Raw genomic sequence first — 17881 nt, forward strand, 5'->3', positions numbered from 1 at the left:
AAATACCACGCTACAAAGATTTTTTTGTTATGCTAGCTTCCTGTTTTTATACCTAAAAGAAAGGGTTTTATATGTCATTTACCCGCACAAAATTATTTATTGCATGTACCTTGGCAGGCAGTTTAGCTCTCACGGCATGTTCAAATTCAAATAATGATGACAAAAAGCAAAATACGCTCACAGCGAGTGCACCTGCCACTGGAGAAGCATCAAATCTCTCTGAACGCAATGCACAACAACGCCTGATTAAAACTTTAGAGCAACATTTTAAAACTGCGGGTATTCAGGCCAAAATTATTGATATCAAACCCACCGAAGTCCCTAATCTATATTGGGTGAACTTGGAAGGTATGAGTTCAGTCTATGCCACCAGTGACGGTAAATTCTTAATTCAAGGCGATGTCATTCGCTTAGGTGATAAAAAGCTACATAATGTCAGTGAGAACTTGCAAGCCGCAGCCAATAAAAAGCATTTAGCCAGCTTAAAAACAGAAGATCTCTTGGTTTATCCAGCGCAAGGTAAAACGAAACATGTAGTTTATGTGTTTACCGATGCAAGCTGCCCGTATTGCCACAAATTGCACGAACATATTCCTGAAATTACCGCTAAGGGTATCGAAGTCCGTTACATTGCTTGGCCACGTGGCGAACAGTTTATGCCTGCCATGGAAAGCGTATGGTGTAGTGCAGATCGTCGTGCAGCATTTGACCAAGCGATTGCAGGTGCTCAATTACCTGCTGCTACCTGTAAAAACCCTGTCCGCGATCAATATCAACTGGGCTTGAATATGGGCGTGAATGGTACACCTGCGATCTATAATACCGAAGGTGTTTATTTAGGCGGATACCTCAGTCCTGAAGAATTAGAGCAGCGTTTAAATAACTAATTTTTATTTGTTATTTTACTATTAGTTATAGGTGGAGATTATCTTCTCTCCACCCTAGAGTCTGAGCGTTTTTTTAGCTATGATCTAGATTCGCGTAAAATTGAAGAAATAAATGGAGTGTGACGTGAAACCAGTTCGTCTGGCAATCCTCGGTCTTGGAACTGTGGGTGGTGGTGCCCTTAAACTACTAAAAGAAAACGCTGCTGAAATTAAACGTCGCACCGGTCGAGGAATTGAAATTACCCATGTCGGTACTCGTCGTCCGCGTCCAGACCTTGATCTTCCAGCTTCTGTAAAACAAAGTGCAGACCTGATGGACATCGTACGTCAACCCGATGTCGATGTTGTTGTAGAGGTTATGGGCGGGATTCATCCTGCCTATGAAGTCATCATGGAAGCCATCAAGCATGGCAAACAAGTCGTAACCGCCAACAAGGCTTTATTGGCTGAACATGGCAATGAATTATTTAAAGCGGCAGAAGACAATGCCGTACAAATCGCCTATGAAGCTGCCGTTGCAGGCGGTATTCCCATTATTAAAGTTATTCGTGAAGGTTTGGCTGCCAATAAAATTGATTGGTTGGCAGGCATCATTAACGGTACAGGCAACTTCATCCTGACTGAAATGCGTGACAAAGGTCGTGCCTTTGAAGATGTATTACAAGAAGCGCAAGAATTAGGTTATGCAGAAGCTGATCCAACCTTCGACGTTGAAGGAATTGATGCCGCACATAAACTGACGATTTTGGCTTCTTGTGCATTTGGTATTCCTTTACAGTTTGACAAGGTCTATACCGAAGGCATCAGTAAAGTCACCGCACAAGATGTCAAATATGCTGAAGAACTCGGTTTCCGCATCAAACATTTGGGGATTGCACGTCGTGCAGAAAAAGGCATTGAACTACGCGTTCATCCGACCCTTATTCCAGCCGAAGAACTGATTGCCAATGTGAATGGTGTAAAAAATGCCGTTCTGGTTCAAGCCAATGCCGTAGGTCCAACCTTGTATTACGGTGCGGGTGCAGGTGCAGGTCCAACAGCGTCTGCTGTTGTTGCCGATGTAGTAGATATCGTTCGCGATATTTCCTATACCGAAGATGGTGCAGGGACTATTCCTCAATTGGCATTTGAAGCATTAACCGATATGCCAATCTTAAGCCGTGAAGAAATGACCACAGGATACTACATTCGTTTGAATGCCGAAGATCAAACTGGTGTGCTCGCTGACGTCACCACGATTTTAAGCCGTGCAGGTATCAGCATTGATGCCATCATGCAACAATCACGCTTAAAAGACCTGATTCCAATCGTGATTCTGACCGATCCAGTGGTTGAATCGAAGATGGATGAAGCATTGAAGCAAATCCAAGCCTTGCCAGCTATTCATGGCGAAATTGTGCGAATTCGTTTAGAATCGCTTGATAATTAATCGGGTCAAGGGGGCGATTCCCCCTTGCCAAGCTCTACCCATAATTGGAACATCATCATGTCGAATGCCAATCGTTATACTGGTTTAGTTGACCGTTATCGTGACCGTTTACCAGTGTCTGCTACTACTCGTGGAATCTCTTTAGGCGAAGGTAATACCCCGCTCATTAAGTTGGAGAATATTCCACGTATTATTGGTAAAGATGTTGAAATTTATGTGAAGTACGAAGGCTTGAACCCGACAGGCTCATTCAAAGACCGCGGCATGACTATGGCTGTGACCAAAGCGGTTGAAGACGGTTCAAAAGCAATTATCTGTGCATCTACAGGTAATACTTCTGCTGCGGCTGCTGCCTATGCAGCGCGTGCTGGCATCAAAGCATTTGTGTTAATTCCTGAAGGCAAAATTGCCATGGGTAAAATGGCGCAAGCAATGATGTATGGTGCAATCACCATGCAAATTCGCGGAAACTTTGACGATGGTATGCGCCTAGTGAAAGAAGTTGCGGATCAAGCACCTGTGACGATTGTTAACTCAATCAACCCGTATCGTTTACAAGGTCAAAAAACTATTGCTTACGAAATCGTTGAAGCTTTAGGCCGTGCGCCAGACTATCACTGCTTACCTGTAGGTAACGCGGGCAACATTACTGCGCACTGGATGGGTTATACCGAAGCCGTAGCAAACCAACCTGCTGATCAGTTTGAACAAGTGGTTTATGATGCTGCGACAGATCAATTCACAGGTCCGAAACCTGAAGGCCTACCAACCATGGTGGGTTATCAAGCTGCGGGGGCTGCTCCATTCTTGCGTGGTGCGCCAGTTGAACATCCTGAAACGGTTGCAACCGCAATTCGTATTGGTAACCCACAAAGCTGGAACCATGCGAAAGCTGTAGTACGTGACTCTAAAGGCTGGTTCGATGAGCTACAAGATGCTGAAATTCTAGAAGCACAACGTTTGCTTTCTATGTATGAGGGCGTATTTGTAGAGCCTGCTTCTGCTGCTTCTATCGGTGGTGCAATTCGTGATATTAAAGCGGGTAAAATTGCTGAAGGTTCAGTCATTGTATGTACAGTAACGGGTAATGGCTTGAAAGATCCTGACACTGCAATCAAACAATGTGCTGATGCAGTTATGTTGTCAATTGATGCAACAATGAGCCAAGTAAAAGATTCGATTCTTTCAAATATGTAAGTTTCCACTTGCACTAAAAAAACCAGTTGCTCGCAACTGGTTTTTTTATTTCATGTCAAAGATTATTCTTCATCATATTCATAATCTTCATCATAACTATGCATTTTTGCGAGTTCTTTTTCCAAACGCTGAATTTCTTCTAACTCAATTTGCTTAATCTCAAATAAAGGTTGTTTGAGCAATGCATTCACTGCGTATAAAGCCTCATTTTGCCAAAGTCCGATATTCAAAATTTGTTTATCTTCATCATAGCTTAAAGCATACTCCGCCTGAATCAGTGCTTTTAACAAAATAGGCTGATCCGATAAGGACTCCAATGAACCCTCTAATTCAATATCTGAATAATCGTAATCCTTAAAGATAGATTCAATTTTGTCCTTGAGTAATTCTGGGCTTTCAGCATAAATGAGCCCTGCAAAAAATTCGTCATGCTCTTCAAGCCATTGCTGTTTCTTGGTCGACCACAAACCATAAAACTTCACTTCATGATCAAAATGGACCAATTGAAATTTTTGCATTTCAGCCATTTGTACAAAACTAAACGTATCAGCATCACTCAAACTGCTTGGTAGCACATCTCGAGAAATCTCTCCATCTTGGTAAATGTGCTCACCACAACGTGAAAAAACAAATTCATCCAATTGTTTTAACGTGGCTTCATCTGCATCAAATAAAGATTCTACTTCGTATAGCGCAAAATCTCGTGCACCCTCAACCTCCAGCTTCTGATAAGCCGCTTCGGCTTCAGCCTGATCTTGAAAAACATTGCTAATACGATTGCCTGCAACATAAAAAACTTCATCGTTATAGCCGAAGTATTTTGCACGAATAACGTAGGTGGTCATAGCCATCTCCTGATTTTTTAGCTACGCTTAAACGAAGCTTTGTTGTTTTCTTTGATGTAATGCTTGCGCACTTTGCGGAATTGCCATGCCATTATCCATCCACAGTTCAAAGTGCATCGCGTGGAAGATGTCATCTGGACTATAGACAATATTCTGTAAATTCGGTAATACGCCTATTCGCGGTAAAATATCGTAAATAAACCAACTGTTATGGGTAAAAAGTAAAGAATGCAACTTCCCTGTTTGTGCCAAAGGTGAAAGCATTAATTGGGATGCAATTGGGTTTTGGGCGTAGACTTGATGTAATTGTTCTAAATGTCGTTCTAAATTTTGAGGTAATCGGCTTGTATCAATGGCGTGAACAAAGTCACTTAAAGTAGGAATAAAGCGCTGCTGATAATCTACCAATAAATGATCACGTTCACATAGGTCTTTTATATCAATCGATTTGCCCGCACTGTTCTGAACACTATGACCAAATATCGGGATCACAACTGAATTTATTCCCCACAGAGTATGTAAAATTCGATGTCGAGCATCACTACATAAACTTTTGGTACTATCAATAAATGCATGTAATTCATAATAATCTTCTGGCTCACCACCCCAACGTTTCGCTGAAATTCGAGCATGTTGCATCGCATTCATAGTCAGACTCAGTCATGATCTTGTTATTTCGCTATCATACGCATTCTACATACAAAAAATAGTCAAAAACTCATCTTTAAGACAAGCTGTGTCGCAGTTCATAGGCATAAAAAAACTCTTCATTAAGAAGAGTCTTTTTAAAGATAGAAATTAAATTCGTTTTGGTAACTGACTTGCCCACGTCATTAAACGGGTTGCATCTTCAGTTCGACTTTGAGATGAACTCGCGCCTAAAATCACCACAACTGCTGGACGAGAATTCAAGGTGGTATGCATCACGACACAACGCCCTGCCTCATTGATATAACCTGTTTTGGACAGGTTGATATTCCAACCACCGTTACGCACTAAAGCATTGGTATTGTTTGATTTTAAGACACGATATCCCAAGTTAAAATCGTAACTTGCCGTGGTTGAAAACTGACGAATTAAACCATATTGCGATGCAGTACTCACCAAAATTCCCAAATCACGTGCTGATGCGACATTGTGTGGATCAAGTCCTGTAGATTCAACATAATGGGTTGAATTCATGCCCAATGCACGCGCTTTGGCATTCATTGCCGCAATGAAAGCACTACGTCCTCCTGGATACGTTCGCGCTAACGCTGCTGCCGCTGGATTTTCCGATTTCATTAAAGCAAAAAGCAACGCTTCTGCACGGTTCATGCTATCCCCTGCACGTAGCGTTGAACTCGAATTTTTACCACCTGCTCCTGCAAAATCGACCGACTGTAAGGTAATTTCCTCAGACATGTCTAAACGTGCATCAGCAATAACAACTGCTGTCATTAATTTAGTAATTGAAGCAATTGGTAATGCAGCATTGGTATTTTTACTATAAAGCACCTCACCTGTTTGCGCATCCATGACCAGCGCTGCACGGGCACTTACAGAAGGTTGACTGCTATAACCCGCAGAGGTATCAATAATATGAACCGTTTTCGGCGCAGAATAGGTTGGTACCCCATTTGAGCTGCGAACCGTCGTGGTGACTTTGGTTGATCCTTGCGGAGACACTTCCTCAGCAAGTGAAGAAACATCACTATTTAATAATTGACTCGCTTCCTCTGAAGACCAGTTCATTGAAGCCTGACCAACACTCCCCGAGGAAGGATTAATGACGAGTTCAGCAAAGCTGGTTGAACTCAGGCTGAGTAGAATAGACATACTCAACACATGCATGAATGACTTCTTAGAATTTTTCACAATCGTTTACTCAACTCAGGGAGGTAAGATACATTTGCGTATTACCTCAAATATGCCTTACATTTACACAGCAACGGGAATTTTCTGTTCGCGCTATTGTGCAAAACTTTTAATTTCGGAATAAGAATAGGATTGCTAATTTTGTCGTTTCATTGCAAGCTTATTTTGCTTTATGTAACAAAAATGATGTAATTTTTTTAGCCAGAGGGAGAAATCGGTGATTACAGTTTTAGTGGTGGATGACCATGAATTAGTCCGTACTGGTATTTGCCGTATGCTAGAAGATCATGCCGATGTACAAGTGATTGGTCAGGCGGAATCTGGTGAAGAAGCTATTAATCTGGTTCGCCAACATCACCCCAACGTTGTCTTACTCGATGTTAATATGCCTGGCATTGGTGGCGTAGAAACTACTCGCCGCTTGTTACAGACTGCGCCTGAGACTAAAGTTTTGGCCGTGAGTGGTCTAGCCGAAGAACCTTACCCTTCTTTACTCCTTAAAGCGGGTGCTAAAGGCTATATCACCAAAGGTGCTCCTGTCAGTGAAATGGTCCGTGCCATTAATAAAGTCATGCAAGGTGGCAAATACTTCAGCGCCGATATTGCAGAGCAACTCGCAAGCTCTTATTTATCCGACACGCAACAATCACCGTTTGACGCTCTGTCTGAGCGTGAAATGCAAGTCGCCATGATGGTGGTAAACTGTATTAGCGCGCAAGAAATTGCAGATAAACTTTTCGTGAGTGTAAAAACAGTCAATACCTATCGTTACCGTATTTTTGAAAAACTAAATATCGATAGCGATGTAAAACTCACACATCTAGCGATTCGTTACGGTCTCATCAAACCTTAAAATAAAACTATAACTTTCAATCTCATAATCGGTTTGCAGCATGCAAAATTCCCAATATTTCGAATTAAATCAATACTTTTTTGGGCTATGGTATGCCGCTTACCGCTTATTAATCACCAGTTGTCTGGTCCTGATTTTTATTCTGACCCAAAATGAATTAGCAACCAACTACGAATTTCCTCAACTGTATTTTTATGTACTCTGGGGCTATTTTTTCATTAACTGCGTACAATTTTTTAATCTCAAACATTTTAAACAACATATTCCACAACAGTTTGCATTCATTTTCATTATCGATGTTGTAGCTTTAAGTCTACTCACCATCGCCACCAATGGTCCAAGTTTAAGTATCAGTATTCTGTTCTTAACCACCATTTTTGCAGCGTCATTACTCCTCACTACACAGAAAGCGTTAATTATTACCCTCATTGCGGTGATTGCTGTTATCTATCAACAATTCTTGATCAGCTTTCTAACCCAACACTCATTCCAGAATCTGGGGAATAGTGTGATCTTGGCGGTTTTATTTTTTGTCTTTTATGCTTGTGGGCAAATTGCAGTTCGACGTTTTCAACTGCTCGATCATGTCAACTTTTCCCAATCACAGGAATTAAAACGCCTACAAAATATTAATCGTTATATCTTGGAACAAATTGAAACAGGCTATCTGGTCTTAGATGAAAACTGCCATATTGTTTTAAGTAACCCTGCCGCCTGTGCTTTATTGGGCATTGCACCATTTTATGCCTTTGATAAATATCCACTGTATAAATTACAACCTGATTTGTTTGAGTTACTGGATTTTGCTCAGGTACAAAACGGGGAGAAATTTCAGTTTGAATCTCAGCTTAGCCGCTACCATTTGCATATTGAAGTTCAGAAACTGATTGTCCCACAGCAGATACTGACACTTTTGGTAATTCAAGATGGGCAGAAGATGAATCAGCAGGTACAACAATTAAAATTGGCTGCACTGGGACAACTCTCAGCCAGTATTGCACATGAAATTCGTAATCCATTAGCCGCTATTGTTCAGGCCAATGAGCTCTTGCCACATAGTACGGTTGATCAGCAGCAAACGCTGAGCCAAATGATTAGTAAGCAGACCAAACGCATTGACAAAATTGTGCAAGACACCTTAAGTATGGTGCGTAATCAAGCCACTCAACCCATTACCATTCAGCTTGATCATTTTATTCCTCTTTTTATTCAGGAAGATCTGCCGGATCTTAAAACCAAAATTTTATGTCACATTGCTCCTCAACTCAGCTTAAATTTTGATGAGGCACAATTTAGACAGGTATTAATTAATTTAATTCGCAATGCAATCCGACATAATTCACCTGAACGCAGTACAATAGAACTCCACTGCTATACGCAGGATAAAAACATTCACATTGATGTGTGTGATTTTGGGGAAGGCGTGGCGATTCAGGATCAAGCCCACCTGTTTCAACCGTTCTTTAGTACTGCGATTACAGGAACAGGTTTAGGATTATATCTATCACATAGCTTTTGTGAGGCTAATCAAGCCCTCTTAAGCTATGTAGAACAACAACAGGGAGCTTGCTTTCGCATTCAATGCCGACAGCTGACTTAATAATTCAATTTTTACTGGGGTGTTATAGTGGCGCAACAACCACTCGTTTTATTTGTAGATGACGAAGAAGACCTATGTACACTGATGCAAATGATGCTCAGCCGTATGGGGATCGAAACGCATGTGGCTTATCGTATAGCACAGGCCAAAAAAATGTTGTCTGAACATCATTATGATGTTTGTTTTACGGATTTAAATCTTCCTGACGGCAATGGTTTGGAATTGGTTGAAGAAATTTCTCAACGATATCCACAGTTACCTGTCGCAGTGCTGACAGCCTACGGCAATATGGATATTGCAATTGCCGCACTCAAAGCGGGGGCTTTTGACTTTGTCAGTAAGCCGATTAAACAAACTCATCTTGAACAGCTCTTGCAAAAGGCTCTGAATAATCCTGTACAGCCACAAGCTTCTAGTGAAGATGCACTTGAACAACGCATGTTGATTGGTCAGTCTGCACCCATCGAACAACTCCGCGTGACTTTAAAAAAAATCGCTCGCTCACAAGCTCCCGTGTTTATTACAGGTGAATCTGGTACAGGCAAAGAAGTTGTGGCGAACTTGGTACATCGCCTCAGTAATCGCAACGAAGGCCCTTTTATTGCCATTAACTGTGGTGCGATTCCTTCTGACCTACTCGAAAGCGAGTTGTTTGGACACAAAAAAGGCAGCTTTACAGGTGCAACTCAAGACAAACAAGGTTTGATTCAATCGGCACATGGCGGAAGTTTATTTCTAGATGAAATTGCCGAACTACCACTGAATATGCAGGTCAAATTACTCCGTGCAGTTCAAGAAAAAGCCATTCGTCCAATTGGCTCAGATACTGAAATTGATGTCGATTTTCGAGTGATCAGTGCCAGCCATCAAGACTTAGAATCACTGGTGCAACAGGGTAAATTCCGACAAGACCTGTTTTTCCGCATCCATGTGATGGATCTGGTTCTACCCCCTTTACGCGAGCGTGGTCAGGATATTTTAATTCTCGCGCAGCATTTTATTCAGAAAGTCTGCCGTGAATGGGAAATTGAAGTCAAAGCACTCACCACACGTGCGAAAGATTTCTTACTGGCACAGTACTATCCAGGCAATGTTCGTGAACTGCGTAATATTATCGAGCGGGCCATTACTTTAAGTGATGATGACTATATTGATGTACAGCATTTACAAAGTGCCCCGTTGCGCCGTAGCGTCAACACCCCAGTATTATCAATCGATCAAATGTTGACAGCACCTTCAGAATTAACGCTCGCGCCACGGAAACTGCCTGATGAAGGTTTGGAACTTTATCTAGAAAATATTGAGAAAGAGATTCTGCTCAATGCATTGAATATTACCCATTGGAATCGTACTTTAGCAGCCAAAAAACTAGGGATGTCCTTCCGCTCTTTGCGTTATCGCCTGAAAAAGTTTGGGCTGGATACAGATGAATAATTAACGGCGATTCGCGATAATCTCTGCAACATGCTCTAGATAAGTCTCTTCTTTCATATCATGTTGCAAGGGATATAGCTGATCGGGCTGAATGCCAATCCCTTCAATCATTTTGCCCGATGGGGTGTAATAATGCGATACCGTCATTTGTAGCGCAGCACCATTCGACAATGGGAACAGTTTCTGTACCACACCTTTCCCATAACTTTTTTCCCCAATCACCCACGCGCGACGATGCTCTTTCATCGCCGCCGTAAATACTTCCGCTGCTGATGCTGAGCGGGCATTAATTAACACACCCACTTTTAAATTCTGGAATTCTGAACTCGGTAAGGCTTGAAATTGTTGATTGCCTTCAGAACGGCTTTTGGTGGTGACAATAATGCCCTGATTTAAAAATAGGTCTGCCGTTTCCACTGCTGCAGACAATAAACCACCAGGGTTATTTCGCAAATCAATTAGCACGGCCTTAAGACGAGATGGGTTATTTTCTTCAATTAAACGCTTAATTTCATTGGCTGTATCTTGTTGGAATACCCGAACTTTAAGCAGTAGCACTTGGTTATGTAGCAGTTGTGCCTCAATGTCTGTTTCAATTTTCTTGGTCCGAACCAAGCTAATTGGCTTGGTGGTCTGCCCCAATTGCACACTCAAAGTCGAGCCAATCGAACCATACAACAACGCATTGACCTGTTCACGGTTCAACTTTCTTAATTCTTGATCATCAATTTTGAAAACGGAAACGCCATTACGTAAGCCTTGCTTATAGGCATCGGCTTCTGGCTTGAGTCCTTGAATGGTCCACTGTCGCTGATTGTCATAACTTAAATTAAAATCAACCGAAGCCAAGTCACCATCGGTGTATTGCACCAACTGCTTATAATCTTCGGGGGATAAATAACGAGAATAGCGATCTAAACCACTCACCAAACCTTGAATGGCTTGCTGGAAAAGTTGTTCATCATTTTTATTATCGACGTAATTGTCTTTGACAATGCCATAAATCTGGACAAATTGCTGAATCGATTCAACAGGGACTTCGGGATAACTTTGTTCGACTTCATCAAAATCTGGAGCAGTGTCAGTCTCATTCACTGCCCCAATTGCAGGTCCACAACACATGAATACCGCTGTTAAGGAAATAGCAAATTTCAAGTGTTGTGTCATTGATTCACCTATAAAAAGCCGAATTAGGCTTGTAGGGTAATAAGGTTGCGACCTTGCATTTCTGCTGGAACGGGTAAGTGCATCAAGTTTAACAAGGTTGGTGCTACGTCAGCCAATACACCACCTTCTGCGATTGTAGCTTGCGTTGGCCCCACATAAATAAACGGCACCAATTCCGTTGTATGTTGAGTATGCACTTGACCGCTCACGTAATCCTGCATTTGCTCTACATTACCGTGGTCGGCAGTAATCAACATATGCCCTTTTTTGGCCATCACTGCATCGTAGACACGGCCTAAACAGGTATCCACCGCTTCTACAGCTTTCACTGCTGCTTGGAATACACCTGTATGTCCGACCATGTCACCATTGGCATAATTCACTACCAACAGATCATATTCACCCGAATTAATCGCTGCGACCAGCTCATCAGTCACTTCATAAGCGCTCATTTCTGGTTTTAAATCATAGGTCGCCACATTCGGTGATGGAATTAGGATACGTTTTTCACCTGGATATTCATCTTCACGGCCACCACTAAAGAAGAACGTCACATGCGCGTATTTCTCAGTTTCCGCAATACGCAACTGTGTTTTACCTAAAGTCGAAAGGTATTCACCCAATGAATTATGTAATGCCTCAGGCATATAAGCCACAGGGGCATCAATAGTTGCTTGATAACGTGTCAACATGACGAACATTGACAAGTTCGGCACAACTTTACGTTCGAAACCAGCAAAATCTTGCTCTACAAAAGCTTTAGTAATTTCACGCGCACGGTCAGCACGGAAATTCATAAAGACAATGCTGTCACCGTCTTGAACTTTAGCCACATCACCAATGCGGGTTGCTTTGACAAATTCATCAGATTCATCGGCTGCATATGCTTGCTCTAAGCCTTCAACTGCCGTTGCTGCTGTACGAACTGCCTCACCTTCTGTCAATAAACGATAAGCTTGTTCCACGCGATCCCAGCGATTGTCACGGTCCATGGCATAGTAACGACCAATCAGGGTGGCAATACGTCCTTGATTTGGATATTGCGCAAATAAAGCATCGAGTTTTTCTAATGAAGGTTGTGCACTTTTTGGTGGTGTGTCACGACCATCTAAGAAGGCGTGTAAATACACCTTCGCACCACGTTTCAGTGCAAGCTCTGCCATCGCGACAATATGGTCTTCGTGTGAATGTACACCACCTTCTGAGAGCAAACCCATAATATGGACTGCACCTTGAGCGGCTTTGGCTTTTTCAACCGCATCAATCAAAACTTGCTGTTCAAAGAAAGCGCCTGTACGAATATCTTTGGTAATTCGAGTAAAGTCCTGATACAACACACGACCAGCACCCAAATTCATATGACCGACTTCAGAGTTACCCATTTGTCCATCTGGCAAGCCAACGTCTTCACCAGAACCAGAGATTAATCCATGCGGATGTTTTTGTTGCATAGCAGTCAAGTTTGGTCGTTGTGCTGCAAGGAAGGCATTATCTTTAACCGCTTCACGGTGTCCAATACCATCCATAATTACCAATACGTGGGGGACTTTGCCAGCAATTGCATCCGTCATGATTTACACTCTTGTCTATAAATTGGTCGCTATATCTTACCGAATTTTCGTGCAAGACTCCATGTATGCAACAGGCTTAAACTCACTTGTACAGATTGTTTTCGTCAATCTGTACAAATTCCTAGCGAGCACGGCGCAATAAATAACCACCAACCACAAACATAATGACAATCGGGACAAAGACGAACCAAGCGGGCGATGGACTATAGACCAAACTGGCATAACCCAGAAAATCTTGTAAATAGAAGAATCCTAAGCCAATAAATAAGGCAATCACCAAACGGAAACCCATGGATTGTTGGCGCAAAGGTCCGAAAATAAAAGAACAGGCGATTAAAACCAGTGCAATTAAAGCAAATGGCGAACCGACTTTTTGCCAGAATGCCAACTGATAGGTTTTTGGGACTTGGCTATATTCATGCATATACCGCATAAAACTCACCAGTTGGCTTGGTGATAAATCTTCAGGATCAATGGTCACCATGTGGACATATTTCGGTTGCAATGCCAAAGCCAAAGGTTGTTGCGCTGCATCACGTTTGATTGCATTGCCCGCATCCTGAATTGCCATTTGTTCGGTATCTTGCAAATTCCAACGACCATCCTGAACAAATTGTCCCTGTTCAGCATTCAGTATGCTATTCAAACGATATTCTTGGTCAAAATCAACCACTTGAATATTCCGCAATTGACCTTGTGAGTTGGCATAATCAATATAAATAAAGCGCTGCCCTTCTCGAGTCCAATAGCCTTTGACCTCACCTAACGCCGCAACGCTACGGTGACTTTTCACACTCTTGGCCTGTTCATTGGTATAAGGAATCACCCACTCACTTAAGACGAAGGATAAAATCACTAAAATTAAAGCTGAACGAATCACCCAGCCGACAATACGCCACAGGCTAATCCCGATGGAACGCATCACAATCAATTCACTGTTGGATGCCATTGTTCCCAAACCTAATACTGCTCCAATCAAAGCAGCAATCGGCAAAATCTCATATAAGTACCGTGGTGCGCCCCATAAGACATAAATCAGCGCCTGCCAAGCAGTATAGGTATCGTTCAGTTCACTCAATTCGCCTAAATAGGTAAATAGAATCTGTAATACCGACAAGACCGCTGTCGCCCCCAACATGGCATAGGCTGTGGTCTTAGTCACATGTTTCGCGACAATACGACGTGCAAACATTTTAAGACCTCACTCGCTGAATCTGCTTCTTAATTTTTGGAGCTAGTTTTTGCTTACGCGAGAAAATCGCGGCTGCAATTGCATAGACAAAAAGCACCAATGGGTAGGCCCAAATTCCAATTTCCTGTTTGCTGACACGCGTTTTAATCGCCATCATCGCGACAATTAAACTGGCAAAAATTAACAGTGCAGGAAATAGTTTTAAATAACGTCCCTGACGTGGACTCACTTCAGATAAAGCTACGGCTAATCCTAATGCTACAATCATGACCAGTGGAACGAACATCCGCCAACCCAACTCGCTGGCCACAATTGGATCATTACGGTTTTGCCATAACTTACCCGTGGTTAAGGCCTCAACTTCTGAGCTTTCGAATTTAGCTTCTTTATCATTTTCTAAACGTAAGCGATAACTTTGAAATTCGGCTTGGGTATATTTTGGCTGACCTGGATAAATTTCATAACGACGACCTTGTACCAAATCGACCACATTGGCAGTGTCATTCGCGACTTCAACCCGTGTTGCCTCTTTGGCCAAAATCATGACATCAGGCTTACCTTCTTTTTCTGCACGCTGATAAAAGAAAATATCTTTTAGATTTCGCCGATCTTCTGATAAATCGCCAGCGTAGATAGTATAAGGGCCTGAAGAAATGAATTCTTTCGGGCGCACCAAATCAAAACCTGTACGAACTGCCTGACTGGTGGTGAGCTGTTCAAATTGACGTAAGCCCCAAGGCGACATCCACAGCATTAACACACCCTGTAACAGCATAAACACCAAGGTCAAGGGAATAAGCATACGTGCCAATTGATGTCTACTAACGCCACTGCCATTTAGCACAGCCATTTCATGGTCGACATATAAACGACCAAACACCAGCATGAGACCAATGAAGAAACCCAAGGGAAAAATCAGCGTTAAAAACTCAGGCAAACGATAACCGATGATGCTGAATAAAATGCCTGCATCTAAACGACCTTGAGCAGCTACGCCGAAATACTTGATTAATCGGCCACCCATCATGATTAAGGTCAACAAGCCAATCACAACCAATGAATTAGACACCACTTGCTTGACTAAATAACGCCGAATAATCAAATTGATTCTTCCAATTTCAAAAAGAGTAAAAACTACCGTTAGTTTACCCGAATGTTAAAAATATAAAACCTATTCCCCTGCTTCTGCATTGAAACTCGAACCATAAAAATGTTTCAATGGCTGAATGACTTAAAACCCTCAAAGGCGTGAAGACCCCCTATGAAACTCAGCTTGAATACCGCTCTACCCGCTCCCGCTAACAATCAGGCTTTATTCATTTTAGCCGACAATACTCAGCTTGCTCAGATCGCATCAACATATCAAATCAATGACTTAGAGCAAATTGCACAAGCTACGCAATTTAAAGCTGGATTCAACGAAACTTTACCACTCTTGGCAAAGATTCCTGAATTTGCCCATGCCACTCTGATTGGACTCGACAAAGTTGAAGATTTGCAACCTGCAAAATTAGCAAAAATTGCACAAACTATTATCAAATCTTCACAAAAAAAATATCAGCAGATTCAAGTTGATCTGAATGCTTTGCCTGAAGCCTTGCATTATTTATTTGCCTTAAGCCTGACCCAAGCGGCTTATGGTTATGATGAGTTTAAATCGAAAAAGAACGAATTTTTACTCAATGAAATCGGACTCATTGCTGCGCAAAGTCCTTTAAATAATTCACAATTAAGCCTGATTCAAGCCATTCAATCGGGTCAGGATTATGCACGTGACTTAGGCAACCGTCCGGGCAATATCTGTTTCCCTGAATATTTAGCCGATCAAGCTTTGGCTTTGGCACAACAATACCCAGAACAACTCAAAGTCACCATCATTAATGAACAGGAAATGGCAGATCTGGGCATGTTTGCCTTTTTAGCGGTCAGCCGTGGTTCAGACCGCCCAGGTCGTATTATTACTCTCGAATATAAAGGTCAGCCAGATCAAGCACCTATCGTTTTGGTTGGCAAAGGCATCACTTTCGACACAGGTGGCATTTCACTGAAACCAGGTCTAGGCATGGACGAAATGAAATTCGATATGTGTGGTGCCGCCTCTGTACTTGGCACCTTACGTGCTTTATGTGAAGCTAAGTTACCAATTCATGTGGTAGGTGCAATTGCCGCCGCAGAAAATATGCCTTCTGGTCATGCAACCCGCCCAGGGGATATTGTCACCAGTATGAGTGGTCAAACGGTTGAAATTTTGAATACCGATGCTGAAGGCCGTTTGGTGCTCTGTGATACCCTAACCTACATCAAACGTTTTAACCCTGAATTGGTGATTGATATTGCGACCTTAACAGGTGCATGTGTGGTGGCTTTAGGTTCTGTCTTAACAGGCATGTTTACCCCAGATGATGAACTCGCTGCTGAATTAAATGCCGCAGGTCAGACCAGCTTTGACCGTGTATGGCGTATGCCTGTGATTGATGATTATCAAGAGCAGCTTGATTCACCTTTTGCTGACATTGGTAACATTGGTGGTCCAAAAGCAGGTGCAGTAACCGCTGCATGCTTCTTGCAACGCTTTACCCGTGAATACCGTTGGGCACATTTAGATATTGCAGGCACTGCATGGCTTTCGGGCAGCAGCAAAGGTGCAACAGGCCGTCCAGTACCGTTGTTAATGCAATTCTTAGCCAACCGTGTTAATACGAATGGCTAAAGTTAGCTTTTATCTGTTTGAAAAAAGTCCAGAACGGCAAGTCGAAAGTACTTGCCGTTTGTGTCGTAAAATTCTGCGTCAACCCAAACGGATTTGGCTCTATTGCCCCGATGCTGCATTACAGCAGCAATTGGATGAACGTTTATGGAGTTTCGATGCAACCAGCTTTATTGGACATGGTATTGACCAAGAACATGCAAATGTCTGCATCTCGGCACGCTTACCCACAGAAAATGATTGGATTGTGTTTAATTTTAACAATCAGGCACTTGATCAATTTCATGAATTTAGCCAAATTATAGAAATTATTGAAAATAATGATTCTGCTAAACAGCTCGGTCGTGAAAAATTTAAACAATATCGACGTTTAGGCATTGAACCTCAAACTTTCAAGCTTTAACTGTTCAACCTTAGGGAGAAATATGGTGGCATTAAATGTCGGTCCAGATTTTAAACAGCGCTGGCTAGAAGCGCCTGAAGCTGTACGTCAGACATTTATGGATGATCTGAATCATATTTGTGATTTATTACAACCCGAGACACAGACTCAACTCTGGCTTGCAGCAGATCAGAAAGCTCAAGCACGAGCACAGCAGGTTATAGAACAAGCTTATGCAGATTTAAAAGCACGTCTGATAGAAGAAGCACGAATTCGTCGTCAATTGGCTTTAGAACAATCCTTAGCCAATAAGCGGGCTGCAACTGAACAATATGCCCAACAGTTATTTGAGGATGAAAAACGTCAATATGCTGAACAAACACATACTTTAGACAGCTTGCGCCAGCATATTGAACAAGAAACGCTACGCTATACCGAACGCTATCATGTCAATGATAGTCACCAAAATCTGAACTTTGCCCCAGGCATGGTGCATGTTTCAGATCAACAAATTTTGTCTGAATTAGAAACTGTGCGCTTACGCTTAGAACTCGAGGCCGAAGCTCACATTGAACAAGCTGTGAGTAAATTCCGTAATAAATTACGTTCCGCAGCGCAAGAAGAAATTGAATACATATTACATAATTCTAATTTTTCTGATGTAAAACCAACCGTTTAATTTTTCTACTTCAATTTGATGGGTGTCATGAAAATGACACATAAATGTCACAATATAGTCATCACTTTAAAATAAACACTT

The 17881-nt window shown here is 42.1% G+C and carries 16 protein-coding genes; 9 read left to right on the top strand and 7 right to left on the bottom strand.

Annotation, left to right across the window (positions count from 1 at the left end):
- Positions 1 to 71: 71 nt before the first annotated feature.
- The 3 genes from MP622_RS12975 (at position 72) to thrC (ending at position 3513) form a co-directional block, all read left to right on the top strand.
- A complete protein-coding gene (locus MP622_RS12975) occupies positions 72 to 887 on the top strand; it encodes a DsbC family protein (RefSeq protein ID WP_044738788.1) in 816 nt (271 codons plus the stop codon).
- A 124-nt stretch (positions 888 to 1011) separates the two neighbouring features.
- Positions 1012 to 2316 carry a homoserine dehydrogenase gene (locus tag MP622_RS12980; RefSeq protein ID WP_016168480.1) on the top strand — a complete coding sequence of 435 codons (1305 nt, stop codon included), beginning with the start codon at positions 1012 to 1014 and terminating at the stop codon, positions 2314 to 2316.
- 57 nt (positions 2317 to 2373) lie between these two features.
- Positions 2374 to 3513 carry a threonine synthase gene (thrC, locus tag MP622_RS12985; RefSeq protein WP_016168481.1) on the top strand — a complete coding sequence of 380 codons (1140 nt, stop codon included), beginning with the start codon at positions 2374 to 2376 and terminating at the stop codon, positions 3511 to 3513.
- 62 nt (positions 3514 to 3575) lie between these two features.
- Here thrC and MP622_RS12990 read toward each other — a convergent pair whose 3' ends face one another.
- From MP622_RS12990 to pbpG, 3 genes are all read right to left on the bottom strand, one after another.
- Positions 3576 to 4358 (bottom strand): hypothetical protein, encoded by a 783-nt coding sequence (locus tag MP622_RS12990; RefSeq protein ID WP_243791294.1) that lies wholly within the window; start codon positions 4356 to 4358, stop codon positions 3576 to 3578.
- A 27-nt stretch (positions 4359 to 4385) separates the two neighbouring features.
- The gene (locus tag MP622_RS12995) at positions 4386 to 5006 is read right to left on the bottom strand and encodes a hypothetical protein (protein WP_016168483.1); all 621 of its coding nucleotides are present in this window, start codon (positions 5004 to 5006) and stop codon (positions 4386 to 4388) included.
- A 150-nt stretch (positions 5007 to 5156) separates the two neighbouring features.
- Positions 5157 to 6215 carry a D-alanyl-D-alanine endopeptidase PBP7/8 gene (gene pbpG / locus MP622_RS13000; protein WP_104441215.1) on the bottom strand — a complete coding sequence of 353 codons (1059 nt, stop codon included), beginning with the start codon at positions 6213 to 6215 and terminating at the stop codon, positions 5157 to 5159.
- Positions 6216 to 6432: 217 nt separating this feature from the next.
- Here pbpG and MP622_RS13005 point away from each other — a divergent pair, with 217 nt between their 5' ends.
- Genes MP622_RS13005 through MP622_RS13015 form a run of 3 tightly spaced genes read left to right on the top strand, consistent with a single transcriptional unit; the run spans position 6433 to position 10102 of the window.
- Positions 6433 to 7068, top strand: a complete 636-nt coding sequence (locus MP622_RS13005) for a response regulator (RefSeq protein ID WP_016168485.1) — start codon at positions 6433 to 6435, stop codon at positions 7066 to 7068.
- Positions 7069 to 7108: 40 nt separating this feature from the next.
- Positions 7109 to 8668 carry an ATP-binding protein gene (locus tag MP622_RS13010; protein WP_243791296.1) on the top strand — a complete coding sequence of 520 codons (1560 nt, stop codon included), beginning with the start codon at positions 7109 to 7111 and terminating at the stop codon, positions 8666 to 8668.
- A gap of 24 nt (positions 8669 to 8692) precedes the next feature.
- Positions 8693 to 10102 (top strand): sigma-54 dependent transcriptional regulator, encoded by a 1410-nt coding sequence (locus MP622_RS13015; RefSeq protein ID WP_243793532.1) that lies wholly within the window; start codon positions 8693 to 8695, stop codon positions 10100 to 10102.
- Here the strand turns inward: MP622_RS13015 and MP622_RS13020 are convergent, their stop codons facing one another.
- From MP622_RS13020 to lptF, 4 genes are all read right to left on the bottom strand, one after another.
- Complete coding sequence (locus MP622_RS13020; RefSeq protein ID WP_104441218.1) at positions 10103 to 11269, bottom strand: S41 family peptidase; 1167 nt, start codon at positions 11267 to 11269, stop codon at positions 10103 to 10105. It lies immediately after the preceding gene.
- 23 nt (positions 11270 to 11292) lie between these two features.
- Positions 11293 to 12840 carry a 2,3-bisphosphoglycerate-independent phosphoglycerate mutase gene (gene gpmI / locus MP622_RS13025; RefSeq protein WP_016168489.1) on the bottom strand — a complete coding sequence of 516 codons (1548 nt, stop codon included), beginning with the start codon at positions 12838 to 12840 and terminating at the stop codon, positions 11293 to 11295.
- Positions 12841 to 12961: 121 nt separating this feature from the next.
- On the bottom strand, positions 12962 to 14032 hold the full coding sequence (lptG, locus tag MP622_RS13030; protein WP_243791298.1) for an LPS export ABC transporter permease LptG: 1071 nt from the start codon (positions 14030 to 14032) through the stop codon (positions 12962 to 12964).
- Between the two features lies 1 nt (position 14033).
- Entirely contained in the window at positions 14034 to 15134 is a 1101-nt protein-coding gene (gene lptF, locus MP622_RS13035; protein ID WP_243791300.1) for an LPS export ABC transporter permease LptF, read from the bottom strand.
- A gap of 159 nt (positions 15135 to 15293) precedes the next feature.
- Here lptF and MP622_RS13040 point away from each other — a divergent pair, with 159 nt between their 5' ends.
- The 3 genes from MP622_RS13040 to MP622_RS13050 are packed head-to-tail and all read left to right on the top strand — an operon-like array spanning position 15294 to position 17800.
- Positions 15294 to 16742, top strand: coding sequence for a leucyl aminopeptidase (locus MP622_RS13040; RefSeq protein WP_016168492.1), 1449 nt, complete (start codon positions 15294 to 15296; stop codon positions 16740 to 16742).
- A complete protein-coding gene (locus MP622_RS13045) occupies positions 16735 to 17142 on the top strand; it encodes a DNA polymerase III subunit chi (RefSeq protein WP_243791301.1) in 408 nt (135 codons plus the stop codon). The genes MP622_RS13040 and MP622_RS13045 overlap by 8 nt, the downstream gene beginning before the upstream one ends.
- Positions 17143 to 17164: 22 nt before the next feature.
- Entirely contained in the window at positions 17165 to 17800 is a 636-nt protein-coding gene (locus tag MP622_RS13050) for a hypothetical protein (protein ID WP_016168494.1), read from the top strand.
- The last annotated feature ends 81 nt before the right edge of the window (positions 17801 to 17881 follow it).

Origin of the sequence: Acinetobacter sp. PK01 (assembly GCF_022819285.1) — a bacterium.
Lineage (GTDB): Bacteria > Pseudomonadota > Gammaproteobacteria > Pseudomonadales > Moraxellaceae > Acinetobacter > Acinetobacter tandoii.

Excerpts from the sequence above, each read along its gene's own strand:
- MP622_RS12975 (WP_044738788.1), top strand. The coding sequence starts at position 72 with ATGTCATTTACCCGCACAAAATTATTTATTGCATGTACCTTGGCAGGC.
- thrC (WP_016168481.1), top strand. The coding sequence starts at position 2,374 with ATGTCGAATGCCAATCGTTATACTGGTTTAGTTGACCGTTATCGTGAC.
- MP622_RS12990 (WP_243791294.1), bottom strand. The coding sequence starts at position 4,358 with ATGACCACCTACGTTATTCGTGCAAAATACTTCGGCTATAACGATGAA.
- MP622_RS12995 (WP_016168483.1), bottom strand. The coding sequence starts at position 5,006 with ATGAATGCGATGCAACATGCTCGAATTTCAGCGAAACGTTGGGGTGGT.
- MP622_RS13010 (WP_243791296.1), top strand. The coding sequence starts at position 7,109 with ATGCAAAATTCCCAATATTTCGAATTAAATCAATACTTTTTTGGGCTA.
- MP622_RS13020 (WP_104441218.1), bottom strand. The coding sequence starts at position 11,269 with ATGACACAACACTTGAAATTTGCTATTTCCTTAACAGCGGTATTCATG.
- gpmI (WP_016168489.1), bottom strand. The coding sequence starts at position 12,840 with ATGACGGATGCAATTGCTGGCAAAGTCCCCCACGTATTGGTAATTATG.
- lptG (WP_243791298.1), bottom strand. The coding sequence starts at position 14,032 with ATGTTTGCACGTCGTATTGTCGCGAAACATGTGACTAAGACCACAGCC.
- MP622_RS13040 (WP_016168492.1), top strand. The coding sequence starts at position 15,294 with ATGAAACTCAGCTTGAATACCGCTCTACCCGCTCCCGCTAACAATCAG.
- MP622_RS13045 (WP_243791301.1), top strand. The coding sequence starts at position 16,735 with ATGGCTAAAGTTAGCTTTTATCTGTTTGAAAAAAGTCCAGAACGGCAA.
- MP622_RS13050 (WP_016168494.1), top strand. The coding sequence starts at position 17,165 with ATGGTGGCATTAAATGTCGGTCCAGATTTTAAACAGCGCTGGCTAGAA.